Origin of the sequence: Arthrobacter crystallopoietes (assembly GCF_017603825.1) — a bacterium.
GTDB classification, from domain to species: Bacteria; Actinomycetota; Actinomycetes; order Actinomycetales; family Micrococcaceae; genus Crystallibacter; species Crystallibacter crystallopoietes_B.
Genome location: NZ_CP072014.1, coordinates 2,888,007 through 2,905,819 on the forward strand (window position 1 = coordinate 2,888,007; position 17,813 = coordinate 2,905,819).

Sequence of the window (17,813 nt, forward strand, 5' to 3'; positions counted from 1 at the left end):
CGATGTTGATCGACGGTTATGACGCTCTGCTCTGTGATCTGGACGGGGTGGTTTACGCCGGTGCCGGTGCCATAGCAGGAGCGACTGAAGCTCTCGACAGGTTGCCGGCGGCCGGTGTCAGACTGGGCTATATCACCAACAACGCGTCCCGGTCTTCCGAGCAGGTTGCGGCGCATCTTCGGGAACTCGGTGCGCCGGCGCGTGCGGACCAAGTGTTTGGGTCCGCCCGTGCCGGCGCGGCACTGCTGGCAAAGCATGTGCCGCCGGGAGCCAAGGTCTTGGTAACCGGCAGCCGGACCTTGGTCCAGGAGATTGAAGCCTTGGGGTTTGTGCCCGTGGATTCCGCTGCCCAGCGGCCCCACGCCGTCATCCAAGGCTTTGATCCTGCGGTGAGCTGGCTGGATCTGGCCGAGGCATCGTATGCGATAGCAGCTGGTGCATTCTGGATAGCCACCAATACGGACCTGACGATTCCCCGCGCCGAGGGGATAGCGCCGGGAAACGGGGCGCTGGTGGCTGCTGTCCAGACAGCCACGGGGGCGACGCCGCTGGTGGCAGGTAAGCCTGAGGCGGCTCTCTTTACGACGGCGGCGGAAAGCCTCCATGCGGTGACACCGCTTGTCGTCGGAGACCGTCTGGACACAGACATCCTTGGCGGCAACAACGCTGGCATGCATACGGCGGCGGTGCTGACCGGCGTCGATACGGTGGAAACGATCCTCGCCGCCCGGACAGCCGAACGGCCGCGCTACCTGCTGGCCAACCTGGGCGATCTGTACCAGCCGTATCCGCAGGTAACTTCTGCCGATGGAATTTTCACCTGCGGCCGCTCGAGCGCTACGGTCGAGAACGGCGTTGTCCGTTATAGCGGTGACCGCAATGAGCTCGACACCTGGCGGGCTGCCTGCGCCGCATGGTGGAACGCCCACCCCGAAACGCCAGCCGCGTTCATGCCGGAACTGGCCGCGCACGCGTCGATAGACTGAAACAGGCCGGGGGAACAGCCCCTGATGGTGGAAGGAACTGACCGATGGATCCGATGTCTGACCCGATCACTTCCGCTGGACAGCTGTCGCCGGAATCAGCCGTTACGCAGTGGCCGGTCTCGGTTGTGTCCACCGAGGACGAGAGCGTGGACGAAATCATTGAGCCGTTGACTTCGCTGCCGCAAGTCCCGATAACCGAACATGCTGCCGTCTTTACCTACATGCATGATGGCCTGCTGGCTGATCTGGATGCTGGAGCAGACTGAGGCAGGAATGACGAGACTGGATCAGGAACTGGTAGCTCGCGGACTGGCAAGGTCCCGGACCCATGCCGCAAAGCTTATCTCCGCCGGCCTGGTGAGCCGCGGGGGGAACGTGGTACGGAAGGCGTCCGCCTCTGTGGCAGCTGATGACAAGCTGGAGGTGGCGGCAGGGGGCGAGCCTGAATACGTCAGCCGGGCCGGGCACAAACTGGCCGGCGCGCTTCGTGCCTTCCCTGCGGTAGAGCCCGAGGGCCGCCGATGCCTGGATGCCGGGGCGTCCACCGGTGGCTTCACCCAGGTGCTCCTTGAAGCCGGCGCGCGGGAGGTAGCTGCCGTCGACGTCGGCCACGGCCAGATGGTGCCGCAACTGAGCGCCGATGAGCGGGTCCATCTCTTCGAGGGCGTGAACGCCCGGTACCTCGACAGTGCCGATATCGGCGGCCCGGTCTCGCTGACGGTTGCGGACCTGTCCTTCATCTCGCTGACCTTGGTGATAGCGGCCCTCAGCGCGGCGACAGAGCCCGACGGCGACATGGTGCTGATGGTGAAGCCGCAATTCGAGGTGGGGCGTGAGTCATTGGCGAGCACCGGCGTCGTCAGTTCGGAAGCCGAACGGCGAAGGGCGGTGGAAAAGGTAGTACGCAGCGGGCTGGAGCACGGACTGCACATCAAGGGGTTGGCCCGCAGTCCGCTGCCGGGCCAGGACGGTAATGTTGAATTCTTCCTGTGGATGAAGGTGCCCGCTATCCGGGCCCCGGCTAGGATCGGAACTGAGCTTGATGCCGCCGTCCGCAACGCCATGGAACAGTATCCGGAACCGCCGGATGCGGAACAACCCAATAAACTACCGGGAGTAAACGCATGAGCAGACGGATTCTGGTTCTGGCCCACACCGGACGCCACGACGCTCTGGCCGCCGCCCAGGAAACGTGTGCCCAGCTCCATGCCTCCGGCCTGGTTCCGGTGATGCGGCGCAAAGAAGCGGAGCACATCCGACAGGTCTATTCCCATCTGGCCGCTCCGCTCGAGATCCTGGACGAAGATGTGAAGCTCAAGGACGTGGACCTGGGCATGGTGCTCGGCGGGGACGGTACCATTCTGCGCTCCGCCGAACTGGTCCGGGACTCTGATGTACCCCTGCTGGGCGTGAACCTGGGCCACGTGGGCTTCCTGGCTGAAAGCGAACGTGCAGACCTTGCCCAGACCGTCCATTGGGTGGTGGAGCGCCAATACACCGTTGAGGAACGGATGACCATCGACGTGCAGGTCTGGCTGGACAAGCGCAAGATCGGCCACACCTGGGCGTTGAACGAGGCCACCGTGGAAAAGGGGGACCGCCAGCGGATGGTTGAGGTCGTCGTCGAAGTCGACGCGCTGCCCATTAGCTCCTTCGGCTGCGACGGGGTGGTGATGGCCACGCCCACCGGCTCGACGGCCTATGGTTTCTCGGCCGGGGGACCGGTGGTCTGGCCCGAGGTGGAAGCCTTGCTGATGGTCCCGATCAGTGCGCATGCGCTGTTTGCCAAGCCGCTGGTGGTGGCCCCGGACTCGGTCATGGCCGTGGAACTGCTGAACCGCACTGACGCCAATGGCGTGCTCTGGTGCGACGGCCGGCGCAGCCTCGACCTGCCGCCCGGTTCCCGTGTTGAGGTAACGCGCTCGGACAAGCCGGTCCGGTTGGCCCGGACCAGACGTACGCCCTTTGCCGAACGGCTGGTACGCAAGTTCGAGTTGCCGACCAAGGGCTGGCGCGGTCCGATCAGCGCGGACGAGGCCCAGCCGCAGACGACGCCGTTGGATACTATCCGGACGATCGAACCGCATCACACCCCGCCCGAGGAGGAACGTCGATGATTGACGAAATCAGAATCAGCAACCTCGGTGTCATTACGGAGGCCGTGTTGCCGCTGGGCCCCGGGCTTTCCGTAGTCACGGGTGAGACCGGCGCCGGAAAGACCATGGTGGTGACCGCGCTGGGTCTGCTGCTTGGTGCCCGTTCGGATGCCGGCGCGGTGCGCACCGGTGCTTCCTCCGCCGTCGCCGAAGCCGTGGTCCGGCTTGCCCCGGACAGTCCCGCCATCGCCCGCGCACAGGAAGCCGGTGCGGACATTGAAGAGTACGATGGCGAAGCAGAGCTGATGCTGGCCCGTACCGTAAACGCCGACGGCCGCAGTCGGGCGCATGTCGGCGGCCGTTCGGCTCCGGTGGGCACGCTGGCTGAAATCGGCGAACAGCTGGTGGCGGTCCATGGGCAGTCGGAACAGCTGCGGCTGAAGAGCCAGTCCGCACAGCGGGAGGCCCTGGACAAGTTCGGCGGACCCAAGCTGGCCAAGGCCCTGGCGGCGTTCCGCCAGTCCTACGACCGTTGGCGGCAGGCGACGGCGGAGCTGCAGTCGCTGCGGACCGAGGCCCGTGAACGGCTGCGCGAAGCGGAGTCATTGCAGCTGGCACTGGAGGAAATCGACGGCATCGACCCGCAGCCTGGTGAGGATCTGGTGCTCAAGGCGGAGGCCACCAAGCTGGCCAACGTAGAGCAGCTGCGCGCTGCCGCACAGCTGGCGCACCAGGCGCTGATCGCGGAGGAATTCACCGACTCCGGCGATGCCACCTCGCTGGTGGACGCGGCGAAACGATCCTTGGAGCAGGTCCAGGCAGATGACCCGGAACTGGGCAAGGCCGCAGGCCGGCTCGCAGAAGTTGGCTATATCCTGGCCGACGTTGCCGCAGATCTGGCCAGTTACTCCGCTTCGCTGGACAACGAAGGCCCCGAACGGCTGGCGGAGCTGGAGGCGCGCCGGGCCAGCCTCGCCGGACTGGTGCGCAAGTATGCACCGAGCATCGACGAGGTGCTGGACTGGAGCGCAACCGCCCGCCAGCGTCTGGAAGAGCTGACTGACGATTCCAGCCGGATCGAGGCGCTGGAAACGGAAATCGCGGCGCTCGATATCGAACTGACCGAAACCGCCGGCAAGATCACCGCCATGCGCGGCAAAGCCGGTGGCGAACTCGGCCGCAAGGTGGGAAAGGAGCTGGCCGCACTGGCCATGCCGGACGCCGAACTGCACATCCAGCTTGAGCCTGCCGAGGAGCTTGGACCGCACGGGGCGGACAACATCGCGTTCCTGCTGAAGCCGCACCCGGGCGCGCCGCCGCGTCCGCTGGGCAAGGGTGCCTCCGGCGGTGAGCTCTCACGGGTCATGCTCGCCATTGAAGTAGTACTGGCCGCGGTGGACCCGGTGCCGACGTTTGTCTTTGACGAGGTTGATTCCGGCGTCGGCGGTAAAGCAGCGGTGGAGATCGGGCGCAGGCTGGCCATGCTGGCCAAGTACGTCCAGGTCATCGTGGTTACCCATCTGCCGCAGGTCGCGGCCTTCGCCGACCAGCACATCCGCGTCTATAAAACCTCAGCGGCCGCAGCTAAGAATGCCGAAGGCGTGACGGCCAGCGACGTCACCTTGCTCTCGGATGAAGAGCGGGTGACGGAGCTGGCCCGGATGCTAGCCGGCCAGGAGGAATCCGAACTGGCCCGTGCCCATGCACAGGAACTGATCGAAGGGGCCAAAGGAAGCCGCTAAGCTGTACGATCGGCTGGAGGAACAGACTCCCGCCACCGCAATATTGGCGGCGGGAAGCTGAGGCTGTGTCATCCAACACGAACGGGTGGCCGTAGCGGTTCTGGCAGTCGGAGCCGCTGGAAAGGTGATAGGCTCGAATTCCGTGGTGCAGCGAACAAATTCCCGGTTTTCCAAGTCGTCCAAGACGACCAAACATATCTTCGTCACCGGTGGCGTGGCGTCTTCTCTCGGGAAGGGTCTGACAGCTTCCAGCCTCGGACACCTGCTCCGGGCGCGTGGACTCTCCGTGACCATGCAGAAACTGGATCCCTATCTGAACGTGGATCCGGGCACGATGAACCCTTTCCAGCACGGCGAAGTCTTTGTCACCGACGACGGCGCCGAAACGGATCTGGACATCGGACACTACGAGCGCTTCCTGGACGAGAACCTGGACGGGCTGGCCAATGTGACAACGGGCCAGATCTATTCCACGGTCATCGCAAAGGAACGCCGCGGCGAGTACCTCGGGGACACCGTACAGGTCATTCCCCACATCACCGATGAAATCAAGCGCCGGATGCGCCTGCCCGCCGAGGGCAAGAAGGCGCCGGACGTCATCATCACCGAAATTGGCGGCACCGTCGGCGACATCGAGTCCCAGCCGTTCCTCGAGTCCGCCCGCCAGGTGCGGCAGGATGTAGGGCGCAATAACGTCTTCTTCCTGCATGTATCGCTGGTGCCCTACATCGGCCCGTCTCAGGAACTGAAGACCAAGCCGACGCAGCACTCCGTGGCAGCGTTGCGCTCCATCGGCATCCAGCCGGATGCCATCGTCATCCGCTCTGACCGCGAAGTTCCGGAGGCCATGCGGGAGAAGATCGGCCGCATGTGCGATGTGGACGCGGATGCAGTGATCGGCTGCCCGGACGCCCCGAGCATTTACGACATCCCGAAGACCCTGCATGCCCAGATGCTGGACGCGTACATCGTCCAGCACCTGGATCTGAAGTTCAAGGACGTGAACTGGACCAAGTGGGACAGGTTGCTGGAGGCCGTCCACAATCCCAAGCACGAGATCGAGATCGCCCTGGTCGGAAAGTACATCGACCTGCCGGACGCCTACCTTTCCGTGACGGAAGCGCTGCGCGCGGGTGGCTTCGCCAATCAAACCAAGGTCAAGATCCGCTGGGTGCCCTCCGATGACTGCGCCACTGCAGAAGGTGCGGCCAGGTCTCTCGCCGGCGTCCATGCCATCTGTGTCCCGGGTGGCTTCGGCATCCGCGGTCTGGAAGGGAAACTGGGCGCGCTGAAGTACGCCCGCGAACGCAAGCTACCGACGTTGGGCTTGTGCCTTGGCCTGCAGTCCATGGTGATGGAATACGCGCGCAATGTGGTCGGTCTGGAGGACGCCTCGTCTACCGAGTTCGACCCCGATACCAAGCACCCGGTGATCGCCACCATGGAAGAACAGCTGGAGATCGTCGAGGGCAAGGGCGATCTCGGCGGCACGATGCGGCTGGGGCTTTACGAGGCCGCGCTCAAGGGCGGCTCCGTGGTTGCCGAAACCTACGGCTCCACCAAGGTTAGCGAACGCCACCGCCACCGCTATGAAGTGAACAACAAGTACCGGGAGCAGCTGGAAGCGGCGGGCCTCGTGTTCTCCGGAACGTCGCCTGACGGCAAGCTGGTGGAATTCGTCGAGCTGCCCAAGAAGGTGCACCCGTACTACGTGTCGACCCAGGCGCACCCGGAACTGAGCTCCCGTCCGACCCGGCCGCATCCGCTGTTCGCCGGCCTGGTTGCCGCGGCACTCAACCACGACAAGCCGGTCTCGAAAGCCGGAGCCTAGCCATGTCCGCTGCCGGTCCAAAGGTGTTTGCCGACCAGCCTGATCCGCGCACGCTGGTTGCTTCCGAGACGTTGTACGAGGGCAGGATCTGGAACGTCGTCAGCGATACCTTCAGTCTCTCCGGCGACGCCGAGGACGTCCTGGTCCGCGACTACATCGCCCACCCGGGCGCGGTAGCCGTCGTGGCCATGGACGACCACGGCCGCATCCTGCTCCTGAAGCAGTACCGGCAGCCGGTCCGGATGTCGCTGTGGGAGATCCCAGCCGGCCTGCTGGATGTCGAGGGCGAGGACTTTGTGGTTGCGGCTGCCCGGGAACTGGCAGAGGAGGCGGACCTCGCGGCCGGCCGCTGGGACGTGCTGGTGGATTTCTTCAATTCACCGGGCTCGTCGAGCGAAGCCATCCGCATCTACCTGGCCAGAAACCTTACTGACGTTCCCGAAGCTGACCTGCATACACGGACGGATGAAGAAGCAGAAATCGAGCACCTGTGGGTGGATCTCGACGACGCCGTCCAAGCTGTGATGGCAGGCCGCCTGCACAATCCGTCGGCCGTCGCCGGCGTACTGGCTGCCGCCGAAGCGTCACGGCACGGATTTGAAGGGCTCCGTCCGGCCGACGCACCCTGGCCGGAGCATCCCTCACAGCGGCACCACCCGGCGCCGGCCGCCGGGACGGGGCAGTGAGGTTGCATGGCCGGAAGCGTGCAGGCCGCCACCACGGCCGGTGATCTAGGAACGACGGCGCTGGACAGGGCCGTATCGGACTATCTGCAGCACATGGCCGTTGAACGCGGCCTGGCGGCCAATACCGTGGCCGCCTACCGCCGTGACCTGAAGCGGTACCTGCATTTCCTGGAACAGCGGTCGGTCAATGACCCGGCGAAAATCAGCCGCCATGACGTCACTGCCTTCGCGCAGGTTCTCTCCGATGGATCGGACGGCGCGTCGGCCCTAAGCGTCCGTTCCGCGGCACGGACCATTGTCGCGGTGCGCGGTCTGCACAAGTTTTGGAGCCTGGAGGGGATCACCGCCACGGATCCGGCCACCGACGTCCACCCGCCGATGCCGGGCAAACGCCTGCCCAAAGCCATCTCGGTCGGCGAAGTTACCCGGATTCTGGAAGCGGTCGGCACCGAAACGCCCACCGGCCAGCGTGACCGTGCGCTGCTCGAATTTCTCTACTCAACCGGCGCGCGGATCAGCGAGGCCGTCGGTCTCGACGTCGATGACGTGAGCGTCGAAACCATCGACGAGGGACCCGCTGTCGTACGTCTGCTGGGCAAGGGCTCCAAGGAGCGGCTGGTGCCGCTGGGATCCTATGCGGCCAAAGCCGTTGACGACTATCTGGTCCGCGCCCGTCCGGGCATCGCTGCCAAAGGCCGCGGCACACCCGCGCTTTTCCTGAACGCCCGTGGCGGACGGCTGAGCCGCCAGAGCGCATGGACCATCCTGAAAACGGCGGCAGAAAAGGCCGCCATTGGCCGGGACGTCTCGCCGCACACGCTGCGGCATTCATTCGCGACCCACCTGCTTGAAGGCGGCGCGGACGTGCGTGTGGTGCAGGAGCTGCTGGGCCACGCGTCGGTCACCACCACACAGGTGTACACACTGGTCAACGCCGACACATTGCGCGAGGTTTACGCCGCGGCCCACCCGCGTGCGCTGGGCTAGCACGTCCTGGGGGCAGGTCAGGAAGGATAGACTCGGCTCATGAGTGAAGTGGCCGTGGCTTTGTGCTTCCTGGTGCGGGAAATGGACGGCGGACTTGCTGTACTGCTGGGCCACAAGAAGTCCGGTTTCGGTACCGGCAAGGTCGTCGGGGTCGGCGGAAAGCTCGAGCCGGGGGAGACCGTAGCTGAGGCTGCCTGCCGCGAGGTCTTGGAAGAGACGGGCGTGACGGTCCGGCAGGAGGACCTGGAACCTGCGGGACGAATCCTGTTCGACTTTCCGTCACGGCCGCTCTGGAACATGGATGCCGCGCTTTTTGTAGCGCGCCGCTGGACCGGGGAACCGGCAGAATCCGAGGAAATTGTTCCGGAATGGTTCAGGCTGGATGCGCTGCCGCTGGCGCTCATGTGGCACGACGCCGGCACGTGGCTGCCCATGGCACTCACCGGGGCGATGCCCAACTTCCGCATCGTGCTCAACGACGACAACGAAACCGCGGCCAGATTCGATCCGCTGGAGCCGCTCCCGTAGAGCCGGGCCCTGCCGCAAGCCATGGAACTACCTGCAGCGCAGGATGCCAGCCGGAAGCACGGCGGGCATCCTGCGCTGCGGCTGTTATTGGTCAGAGCGAACGCTGGTCCGGTCCGTTGTACTCGCTCAGCGGGCGGATCAGGGAGTTGGCTTCACGCTGCTCCATGATGTGTGCCGTCCAACCGGTGATGCGGGCGGCGACGAACAGCGGAGTAAACGTCTGAGTGTCGAAGCCCATCAGGTGGTACGTCGGGCCCGCCGGATAGTCCAGGTTCGGCTTGATGTTCTTCTTCTCGGCCATGGCCGATTCCAGCGCCGTGTACAGCTCAGCCAGGTCCGGCCGGTTGTAGTAAGCGATCATCTTGTCGAGGGCGGCCTTCATGGTCGGGACACGCGAGTCGCCCTTCTTGTAGACACGGTGTCCGAACCCCATGATCTTCTTCTTGGTGGCCAGGGCATCCTCCAGCCACGCCTGCGCGCGCCGGGTGATGTCGCCTCCTTCGGTACCGATCTCTTCGAAGGTGTCCATCACGGCCTCATTGGCGCCGCCGTGGAGCGGGCCCTTGAGCGCGCCGATGGCCCCGGTGACCGCGGAATGAAGATCCGCCAGGGTCGAGGTGATGACTCGCGCCGTGAAGGTCGAGGCGTTAAATGAGTGCTCGGCGTAGAGGATCATCGAGACGTTGAAGGCCTCGATCACCTCGGGGGCAGCTTCCTCACCGAAGGTCATGTAGAGGAAGTTAGCCGAGTAGTCCAGGTCTTCGCGGGGCTCGACAACGTCCTGGCCGCGCCGACGGCGCTGGTCGTAGGCGACGACGGCGGGGAACGCGGCGAAGAGGTCCTTGGCCTTGGCCAGGTTGGCTTCCGGGGACGAGTCCTCCGAGTGCGGATGCCGTGCCCCGATGACGCTCGCCGCCGTTCGGCACACGTCCATGGGGTGGGACGATGTGGGCAGCGTATCGATGACGGACTTGACCACTGGGTCCAGTGCCCGCCCGGAGCGCTCGTGGGCCGTAAATTCCGCCAGCTGCGCGTTGGTGGGAAGCTCGCCGTGCCAGAGCAGATACGCGACCTGCTCGAAACTGCACTGGGCAGCCAGATCCTGGACCGGGTAACCGCGGTAGAGCAGGGAATTGGTGTCCGCGTTGACTTTGGAAATGCGGGTGGTGTCGGCGACGACGCCGGCAAGTCCTTTGTGGATCTGCGGTGCTTCTGTGGTTGCTTCGCTGGTCATAGCGACTCCTTTATCAAGACAGCGATGCCGTCAGTGTTGTCCGGGTACCTGGAAGTTGAAGACCGAAGTGTCGAAGTGGTTGTAAGCTTCATAATCCACCAATTCGTACAAACGTGCACGGGTCAGCATGTTTTCCACGTCGGCTTGCTGCGAACCCTTGGCCTTGATCGTGTCCAGGGTGCGTTCCGCAGCGCCCATGGCGCTGCGCAGCAGTGTTACCGGATAGATGACAATGTTGACGCCGGCCGAGGCCAGCTGCTCGGTGGTGAACAGCTCGCTCTTGCCGAACTCCGTCATGTTCGCCAGCACCGGTACGTCCACGGCGTCGCGGATGGCCTGGAATTCCTCCAGGTTGCGCATTGCTTCGGGGAAGATGGCGTCGGCACCGGCATCCACCAGGGCCTTGGCACGGTCCTGCGCTGCTTCGATGCCGTCCACGGCCCGGATATCGGTCCGGGCCATGATCAGGAAGTTCGGATCGCGGCGCGCGTCCGCCGCGGCGCGGATGCGCTTGGTGGCCGTCTCCAGATCCACTACGTTCTTGCCGTCGAGGTGGCCGCAGCGCTTCGGATTGAACTGGTCCTCGATATGGCAGCCGGCCATCCCGGCGTTTTCGAGTTCCTGGATGCTGCGGGCCACGTTCATGGGCTCGCCGAAACCAGTGTCGGCGTCGACGATCGCCGGCAGCTCGGTCATCCGAGCGATCTGTCCTGCCCGGGTTGCCACTTCGGTCAGTGTGGTCAGTCCGATGTCGGGCAGGCCCAGGTCATTGGCCAGCACCGCGCCGGAAATGTAGACGCCGTTGAAGCCCTTCTCCTCGATGAGCCGTGCCGAAAGCGGGTTGAAAGCACCGGGGAACTGCTGGATCGTGCCCGAGGCCAGGCCTTCGCGCAGCGCTACACGCTTCTGCTCGGGGGTGGTTTTCGCGTACAGCATTTAGAAAAGCCCCTTCGGTCCGGCGCTCAGGTTGATGACGCCGTCGGCCGCTGCAATATTAAGCTGGTCCAGTTCTCCCGCGGCAAGTTCGGGCAGACGTTCGACGGCGGCGAGGAACCTGTCGATTTCGGCCTCCTCCACCAGACGATTGCCGTTCTGGCCGGCAGCCAGCGTGCGCAGTTTGTTGATGTACTGCTCGCGGGCAAACGGGCGGGCACCCAGCGGGTGCGCATCGGCAACGGCAATCTCATCCACAATGGTGCTGCCGTCCTTGAGCGTGATCTCCACGCGGCCGCCGAAGGCCTTTTCGCTGATGTCCAGCGAATGGTAGCGGCGGGTCCATTCCTGGTCCTCTTCCGTGGTCACCTTGTGCCAGAGGTCTACGGTATCGGCACGTCCCGCACGCTCAGGGGTGTAGGAATCGACGTGGTGCCACTTTCCGTCCTGCAGGGCGACGGTGAAGATGTACGGGATGGAGTGGTCCAGCGTTTCCCGGGAGGCCATCGGATCGTACTTCTGCGGGTCGTTCGCGCCGGAGCCAATGACATAGTGCGTGTGGTGCGAGGTGTGGATGAGGATCTTGTCCACGTTCGCCGGATCGGTGGCTTCCGGGTGCGCGCCGTGCAGCTTGCGGGCCAGATCGATTAAGGCCTGTGCCTGGTATTCGGCCGAGTGCTCCTTGGTATAGGTGTCGAGGATGGCGCGCTTGGCTTCGCCGTCGGCGGGCAGCGGCACCTCGTAGGCAGCCTCGGGTCCGTCGAGCATCCAGGCGATGACGCCGTCTTCGCCCTCGTAGATGGGAACCGGCGAGGTCTGCCCGCGCATGGCCCGGTCAACGGCTTCCACAGCCATCTTGCCTGCGAATGCCGGTGCGTGGGCCTTCCACGTTGAGATCTCGCCCTTGCGGGACTGGCGGGTCGCCGTCGTCGTATGCAGTGCCTGGCCCACGGCCTGGAAGATGGTTTCGACGTCGAGACCCAGCAGGGTGCCGATGCCGGCTGCGGCGGACGGGCCGAGGTGGGCGACGTGGTCGATCTTGTGCTTGTGCAGGCAGATGGCCTTCACCAGATCCACCTGGATTTCGTAGCCGGTGGCGATTCCGCGCACAAGGTCGCGTCCGTTGGCGCCGGTGTGCTGCGCGACGGCGAGAATGGGAGGAATATTATCGCCCGGGTGGGAGTACTCGGCGGCGAGGAAGGTGTCGTGGTAGTCCAGTTCGCGCACGGCGACACCGTTGGCCCAGGCGGCCCACTCCGGCGAGGTCTTGCCGGCAACGCCGTAGATTCCTGCTCCGTTGCCGTTCGCCGAGACCGGGTGGCTCAGCGCCTGCGAACGGGCGGCCACGATCGGGCCGCGGTTTAGCGAAGCAACGGCCACGGAGGCGTTGTCGATGATGCGGTTGATGACCATTTCGGTCACGTCTTCGCTGACTTCCACCGGGTCGACGGCGACCTTGGCGATCTTGTAGGCGAGCTGGTCCTGCCGCGGAAGGTTCTCTTCACTGCGGTAGACGCGGACTTTGTGGTTGACGGTCATGAGGCTGTCCTCTCGGCTGACGGTTGGGTGGTTTTGAGATGTTCCAGGCTTTGATACAGATGTACTGCGGTGGCCGCTGCGGCGAGCTGGCCGTCCCCGGCGGCGATGGCCCCGGCGATGTTGGCGTGCTCCGTGGCTGCTGCCAGCAGGCGTTCGGGATTGTCTTTGGCCAGCCGGCGGATCCGGACCAGATGCACCCGCAGGTTTTTCAGCGCCTGCAGCAGATAGGCGTTGTCGATGGCCTCGTCGATGGCCCGGTCCAGCCGGCCCACGAGAGCGTAGTAATCATGGCGGGCCGGATCATCGCCGCGCAGCAGCTGGGCCGCCGAGGCGAACTCCTGCTGCAGGCACGTGAAGACTGCCGGATCCCCGCGCCGTGCCGCCAGAGACGCGGCCTGGCACTCCAGTGCGGTGCGGAGTTCGAAGAGTTCGGCAGCGGTATCGAGCGAGATGGCGGTGACGACGACGCCGCGGCCGCTGTGCGGGGCAGCGAGGCCTTCGGCAGTCAGCCGTCCGAGTGCTTCACGCAGGGGAGTGCGGGAAACCCCCAGCCGTTCGGCCTGTTCCACTTCCCCGAGGACGGTACCCGGCGGCAGCCGCCATTCGACGATGTCCTCCCGCAAGGCCCAATAGGCACGCTCGCTGGCACGCATTGGAACCTCCCGTTCTGCAGGTCGTGGTGAGTTTGAATACAGTACCAGTGTATACACAGCAGGGAAGTAAGCAAGGGCTGATAAGACTTTCTCGGCTGAATAGGCGAGAAATGTATACAGGACTCTTGTTGGACGCGGGTTTCGACCGATAGTATGGCGAGCATCACATCGAAGCTTCGAAAGGGATCAGCGTGGACAGCTACCGCACTATGTACGAGGCCAGTTGCGATGAGCCGGAGAAGTTCTGGCTCGATGCCGCCTCGGCCATCCAGTGGGACCAGATGCCTGCCCAGGCCCTCGACGATGGCAACCCGCCGATGTACCGCTGGTTTCCGGACGGTGAGCTCAACACCAGCGTCAACGCCCTGGACCGCCATGTTGCCGCCGGCCGCGGCGGGGATGCCGCCCTGATCTACGATTCGGCGATGCTGGGGCTGCAGCGCACCTACACCTATCAGGACTTGCTGTCCGAGGTTGAGCGCTTTGCAGGCGTGCTGCGCGGCCGGGGAGTTGGCCAAGGCGACCGGGTCATCATTTACATGCCCATGATTCCCGAGGCCGCCGTGGCCATGCTGGCGGTAGCCCGGCTCGGAGCGGTCCATTCAGTGGTGTTCGGTGGATTCGCGGCACAGGAACTCGCCGCCCGGATTGATGATGCACGCCCCTCGGCCATCGTGACCACCAGCGGCGGAATCGAACCGTCGCGCCGGATCGAGTACCTGCCGGCGGTCGCCGAAGCCATCGGGCTGGCAGGCCACGCCGTTGCCGATGTGATCGTCAAAGCGCGCGAGGGATTCCAACATACCGTCGAGGACTTCGCGACCGCCGGTACGGTTTGGCATGACTGGGACGCGCTGGCGGCAACCGCCGAGCCGGCCGGCCCGGTGTCGGTCAAGGCGACCGACCCGCTCTACATTCTCTATACGTCAGGTACAACCGGCGCCCCGAAGGGCGTAGTGCGGGACAACGGCTCCCATGCGGTGGCCATGGCCTGGTCGATGAAGAACATTTACAACGTTGGCCCGGGCGACGTCATGTGGACCGCTTCTGACGTCGGCTGGGTGGTGGGACACTCCTACATTGTTTATGGACCCCTGATTGCCGGAGCCACCACTGTGCTTTACGAAGGCAAGCCGGTAGGGACCCCGGATGCCGGCGCATTCTGGCGGGTAGTCCAGGACCATCATGTGGATGTGCTCTTTACCGCCCCCACTGCGCTGCGGGCCATCCGCAAGGCCGACCCGGCCGCCGCGCTGGTCAAGGACTATGACATCTCGTCCCTGCGCACACTGTTTGCGGCGGGCGAGCGGCTGGATCCTGAGACGTACGAGTGGATTTCGGCTGCCCTGCAGGTGCCGGTAATCGACCATTGGTGGCAGACGGAGACCGGCTGGGCCATCGCAGCCAATCCGCTCGGCGTGGAGCAGCTTCCGGTCAAGGCCGGATCGCCCACCGTGCCGGTGCCGGGGTACCGGCTGGAAATCGTCGACGCCGGCGGGCAGCCGGTGCCGCCCGGCACCGAAGGCAACATCGTGCTGCGGCTGCCCCTGCCGCCGGGAACCCTGACCACGCTGTGGGGCAACGACGAGCGGTACATCCGGTCCTACCTGGACATCTTCGACGGTTATTACACCACGGGGGACTCCGGCTACCTGGACGAGGACGGCTATCTGTTCGTGATGGGCCGCACCGACGACGTCATTAACGTCTCCGGCCACAGGCTCTCCACCGGGGCAATGGAACAGGCCGTGGCGCGGCATCCCGCGGTGGCCGAATGCGCGGTCGTCGGTATTGCCGATGACCTCAAGGGACAGCGGCCCAGCGGGTTTGTGGTGCTCAAGGCCGGCAGCGAGATGGCGCAGGAACAGCTTCAGCGGGAACTGGTGGACCTGGTGCGCTCGCAGATCGGGCCGGTCGCGGACTTCAAGGAGATACGGATCGTGGCCGCACTGCCGAAGACACGGTCAGGCAAGATCCTGCGCAAGACCATGCGGCAGATCGCCGACGGCGAGGCGTACACCGTGCCTTCCACTATCGAGGATCCACTGGTGATTGACGACCTGGTGCGCCTGCTGCAGCCCTAGCCCGGCGCTCGCCGGCATCACGCCCGGCGCCAGGTGTACTCGAATTCCGGCCGCCCCCGCGTGCCGTAACGGGGAGACCGGACGGCGGCGTTCTGCTCCGCAAGGTGCTCCAGGTACCGGCGTGCGGTCACCCGGGACATGCCCAGCCGTTCGGTGACCTCAACCGCCGAGATGGGGGATGGACTGCTTTTCAGCAGCGTGATGACGCTTTGCAGGGTCTCTTCGGAAAAACCTTTGGGCAGGGTGGCCGCGGCCGGGGTGCGCAACGCGGCGAAGGCGCGGTCCACGGCCTCCTGGGTGGTGGCACTGCCGTGCTGGGCAAGGCTGTCCCGGAACTGCCGGTAGTGATGGAGTTTGTCGCTGAAGGCGGCGAAGGTGAACGGCTTGATCAGGTACTGCGCAATGCCGGAGGAAATGGCCTTGCGAACAATCGGCAGTTCCCGGACTGCGGTTACGGCGATGATTTCCACCGGCAGGCCGGAACCGCGGATTCTGCGCAGGATATCCAGTCCGTGCAGGTCCGGCAGGTTCATGTCCAGCAGCACCAGATCGACGGCGACGGCGGACTCCTGCTGCCTTCCGGGGGACAGTCCCAGGAACGCCAGGGCCTCCGAACCCGTCCGCGCCACACCAGCGAGCTGGAAGCCCTCGATCCGCCGCACATACTCCGCATGGGCGGCGGCTGCCACGGATTCGTCTTCGACCACGAGGACACGGATCGGATCAGGCAATGGTGCCTCCGGTTTCCTCTTCCGTAGCAGGCTGGAGCGGATGCAGCGGCAGCGACACGGTGAATACGGCTCCTTCCTCATTGTCCACGGTCAGTTGCCCGCCCAATCTCTTTACGGCTTGGCGCACCAAGGCCAGGCCCACACCGCGGCGCCTGCCGCCGTCGGCCTTGGAGCTGAAGCCAAGGCTGAATATGCTCTCCAGCTCCGATTCCGGAATCCCCGGCCCGCTGTCGTGAACCTCGATCCATAATTTCTCGGAAGTGCTGAGGAAGTCTATCGAGACTTCCCGGTGCTCGGACCCTGAGACCGCGTCGAAGGCGTTATCGAGCAGGTTTCCCACGATGGTTACGAGCGCGGCCGGATCGAGGCCGGCGCGGGCACCGGCAGGCACCGTTTCGGCGCCGAAGGCAGTGTCCGCAGTGATGTTGAGCTCGATGCCGCGCTCGTTGGCCTGGGCTGCCTTGCCCACCAGCAACGCCGAAATGAAGGGTTCGTCCACGGCGGAGACGACCTTGTCCGTCAGCTGCTGCGACTGCTGCAGGTCGCGGGCCGCGAACTCGATCGCATCGCTGTCCCTGCCCAATTCGATCAGCGACACGATGGTGTGCAGCCTGTTGGAGTGCTCGTGCGTCTGGGCCCGGAGCGCGTCGGTGAGGGTATGCATGGACTCCAGCTCGCCGGCCAGGGATTGGACCTCGGTCCGGTCGCGTAAGGTCGCCACGGTTCCCAGCGGCGCGGCCGGCTTTGCGGCACGGCTTCCTGCCGCGGCACCGGCAGTCCGAGCCCGCTGTGGCGGGCGCACGGCAGGGTCCTGACTGACGACCAGTACCTGGTCATCGGTCACAAGCACCTCCTCCCGCGCAACGCGGCCGCTGAGCAGCAGCTCTTTCAGCGGCCCCGGGATCTTCAGGTCGGCGATGTCCAGAGCCGGGCCTCCCGGCGGCCTGGGCGGCAGGTTCAGCAGCCGGGCCGCCTGGTCGTTGTAGAGCACCAGCTGTCCGCTGGGACCGACCAGGAGCACGCCTTCGCGGACCGAGTGCAGGACCGAATCGTAGAAGATGAAAATTCTGGACAGCTGCTCCGGGCCCCATCCCAAGGTGGCCCGGTTCAGGTAGCGGCTGAGGAGCCACGAGGCCACCGACGACGCCGCCATGACGGCCACGGCGGTGAGGATCACGAAGGGGAGCCTGGCCGCAATGGCCACCGAGACATTGGTGACAGTGACACCGGTGGCCACCATGCCGTGGACGGTGCCGTCCTCGTCCTGGATCGGCACAATCGCCCGGACGGACGGGCCCAAGGTGCCGGCAACAGTTTCGGTCCAGATCTCTCCTCTTAGCGCCTGCTCGGTGCTGCCGATGTACGTCCTGCCTATCTCGGCGGGATCCGGATGAGTAAAGCGGGTGCCATCCGGGGCCATGATCGTGATGAAGTCCACCGAGGCATCGTCCATGATAGCGCGCGCATACGGCTGCAGGGCCGAGGTTGGATTAGGCGTCTGGACCGCTTCCAGGACAAAGGGACTCGCTGCGATGGTCACGGCGACGGATCGCATGCGCTGCTCTGCGCGGCTGTAATTCTGGTCCCGCGCATCGAGGAACAAAACTGTGGCTACAACAGCCGTCAGCACCGTCAGGAAAATGAGCTGGCCGGCGAATATCCGCGCCGCGAGGCTCCAGCTCTTCATGCGTTTTCCTTTCGGTCTGCGAACAGTATGAACGTAATGGTGATGGCAGTCACTGTGACGGGCAACATGGTTTGCAACGCTCCGCCGACCCCGGCG

The 17,813-nt window shown here is 64.9% G+C and carries 16 protein-coding genes; 10 read left to right on the forward strand and 6 right to left on the reverse strand.

Annotated elements, in window-relative coordinates; genetic code table 11:
* The first annotated feature begins 2 nt into the window (after nt 1-2).
* The 9 genes from J5251_RS13260 to J5251_RS13300 all read left to right on the forward strand — a co-directional run bounded on the left by J5251_RS13260 (nt 3) and on the right by J5251_RS13300 (nt 8,856).
* Nucleotides 3-986, forward strand: coding sequence for an HAD-IIA family hydrolase (locus J5251_RS13260; RefSeq protein ID WP_208574212.1), 984 nt, complete (start codon nt 3-5; stop codon nt 984-986).
* A 44-nt stretch (nt 987-1,030) separates the two neighbouring features.
* The gene (locus J5251_RS13265) at nt 1,031-1,252 is read left to right on the forward strand and encodes a hypothetical protein (RefSeq protein WP_139007459.1); all 222 of its coding nucleotides are present in this window, start codon (nt 1,031-1,033) and stop codon (nt 1,250-1,252) included.
* 7 nt (nt 1,253-1,259) lie between these two features.
* Nucleotides 1,260-2,114: a TlyA family RNA methyltransferase gene (locus J5251_RS13270; protein ID WP_208574213.1), complete on the forward strand. Its 855-nt coding sequence runs from the start codon at nt 1,260-1,262 to the stop codon at nt 2,112-2,114.
* Nucleotides 2,111-3,103 (forward strand): NAD kinase, encoded by a 993-nt coding sequence (locus J5251_RS13275; protein WP_139007457.1) that lies wholly within the window; start codon nt 2,111-2,113, stop codon nt 3,101-3,103. The genes J5251_RS13270 and J5251_RS13275 overlap by 4 nt, the downstream gene beginning before the upstream one ends.
* Complete coding sequence (gene recN, locus J5251_RS13280) at nt 3,100-4,824, forward strand: DNA repair protein RecN (RefSeq protein ID WP_208574214.1); 1,725 nt, start codon at nt 3,100-3,102, stop codon at nt 4,822-4,824. Before J5251_RS13275 ends, recN begins: the two co-directional genes overlap by 4 nt.
* Before the next feature lie 124 nt (nt 4,825-4,948).
* Nucleotides 4,949-6,655, forward strand: a complete 1,707-nt coding sequence (locus J5251_RS13285) for a CTP synthase (RefSeq protein ID WP_139007455.1) — start codon at nt 4,949-4,951, stop codon at nt 6,653-6,655.
* Nucleotides 6,656-6,657: 2 nt separating this feature from the next.
* Nucleotides 6,658-7,341, forward strand: a complete 684-nt coding sequence (locus J5251_RS13290) for an NUDIX domain-containing protein (protein WP_139007454.1) — start codon at nt 6,658-6,660, stop codon at nt 7,339-7,341.
* Between the two features lie 6 nt (nt 7,342-7,347).
* Complete coding sequence (xerD, locus tag J5251_RS13295) at nt 7,348-8,328, forward strand: site-specific tyrosine recombinase XerD (protein ID WP_208574215.1); 981 nt, start codon at nt 7,348-7,350, stop codon at nt 8,326-8,328.
* Nucleotides 8,329-8,367: 39 nt separating this feature from the next.
* Entirely contained in the window at nt 8,368-8,856 is a 489-nt protein-coding gene (locus tag J5251_RS13300; protein WP_139007452.1) for an 8-oxo-dGTP diphosphatase, read from the forward strand.
* A gap of 91 nt (nt 8,857-8,947) precedes the next feature.
* Here the strand turns inward: J5251_RS13300 and J5251_RS13305 are convergent, their stop codons facing one another.
* Genes J5251_RS13305 through J5251_RS13320 form a run of 4 tightly spaced genes read right to left on the reverse strand, consistent with a single transcriptional unit; the run spans nt 8,948 to nt 13,215 of the window.
* The gene (locus J5251_RS13305; protein ID WP_139007451.1) at nt 8,948-10,090 is read right to left on the reverse strand and encodes a bifunctional 2-methylcitrate synthase/citrate synthase; all 1,143 of its coding nucleotides are present in this window, start codon (nt 10,088-10,090) and stop codon (nt 8,948-8,950) included.
* Nucleotides 10,091-10,120: 30 nt separating this feature from the next.
* On the reverse strand, nt 10,121-11,026 hold the full coding sequence (prpB, locus tag J5251_RS13310) for a methylisocitrate lyase (RefSeq protein WP_208574216.1): 906 nt from the start codon (nt 11,024-11,026) through the stop codon (nt 10,121-10,123).
* Nucleotides 11,027-12,562, reverse strand: a complete 1,536-nt coding sequence (locus tag J5251_RS13315; protein ID WP_208574217.1) for an MmgE/PrpD family protein — start codon at nt 12,560-12,562, stop codon at nt 11,027-11,029.
* On the reverse strand, nt 12,559-13,215 hold the full coding sequence (locus tag J5251_RS13320) for a GntR family transcriptional regulator (protein WP_208574218.1): 657 nt from the start codon (nt 13,213-13,215) through the stop codon (nt 12,559-12,561). The genes J5251_RS13315 and J5251_RS13320 overlap by 4 nt, the downstream gene beginning before the upstream one ends.
* Nucleotides 13,216-13,382: 167 nt before the next feature.
* On the opposite strand from J5251_RS13320, the gene J5251_RS13325 reads away from it, so the two are divergent.
* Nucleotides 13,383-15,299, forward strand: a complete 1,917-nt coding sequence (locus J5251_RS13325; RefSeq protein WP_279633626.1) for an acetate--CoA ligase — start codon at nt 13,383-13,385, stop codon at nt 15,297-15,299.
* 17 nt (nt 15,300-15,316) lie between these two features.
* Here the strand turns inward: J5251_RS13325 and J5251_RS13330 are convergent, their stop codons facing one another.
* Both J5251_RS13330 and J5251_RS13335 read right to left on the reverse strand, forming a co-directional pair.
* Nucleotides 15,317-16,030, reverse strand: a complete 714-nt coding sequence (locus tag J5251_RS13330) for a response regulator (protein ID WP_244250668.1) — start codon at nt 16,028-16,030, stop codon at nt 15,317-15,319.
* Complete coding sequence (locus J5251_RS13335) at nt 16,023-17,717, reverse strand: sensor histidine kinase (RefSeq protein WP_208574220.1); 1,695 nt, start codon at nt 17,715-17,717, stop codon at nt 16,023-16,025. The genes J5251_RS13330 and J5251_RS13335 overlap by 8 nt, the downstream gene beginning before the upstream one ends.
* Nucleotides 17,718-17,813 lie beyond the last annotated feature (96 nt).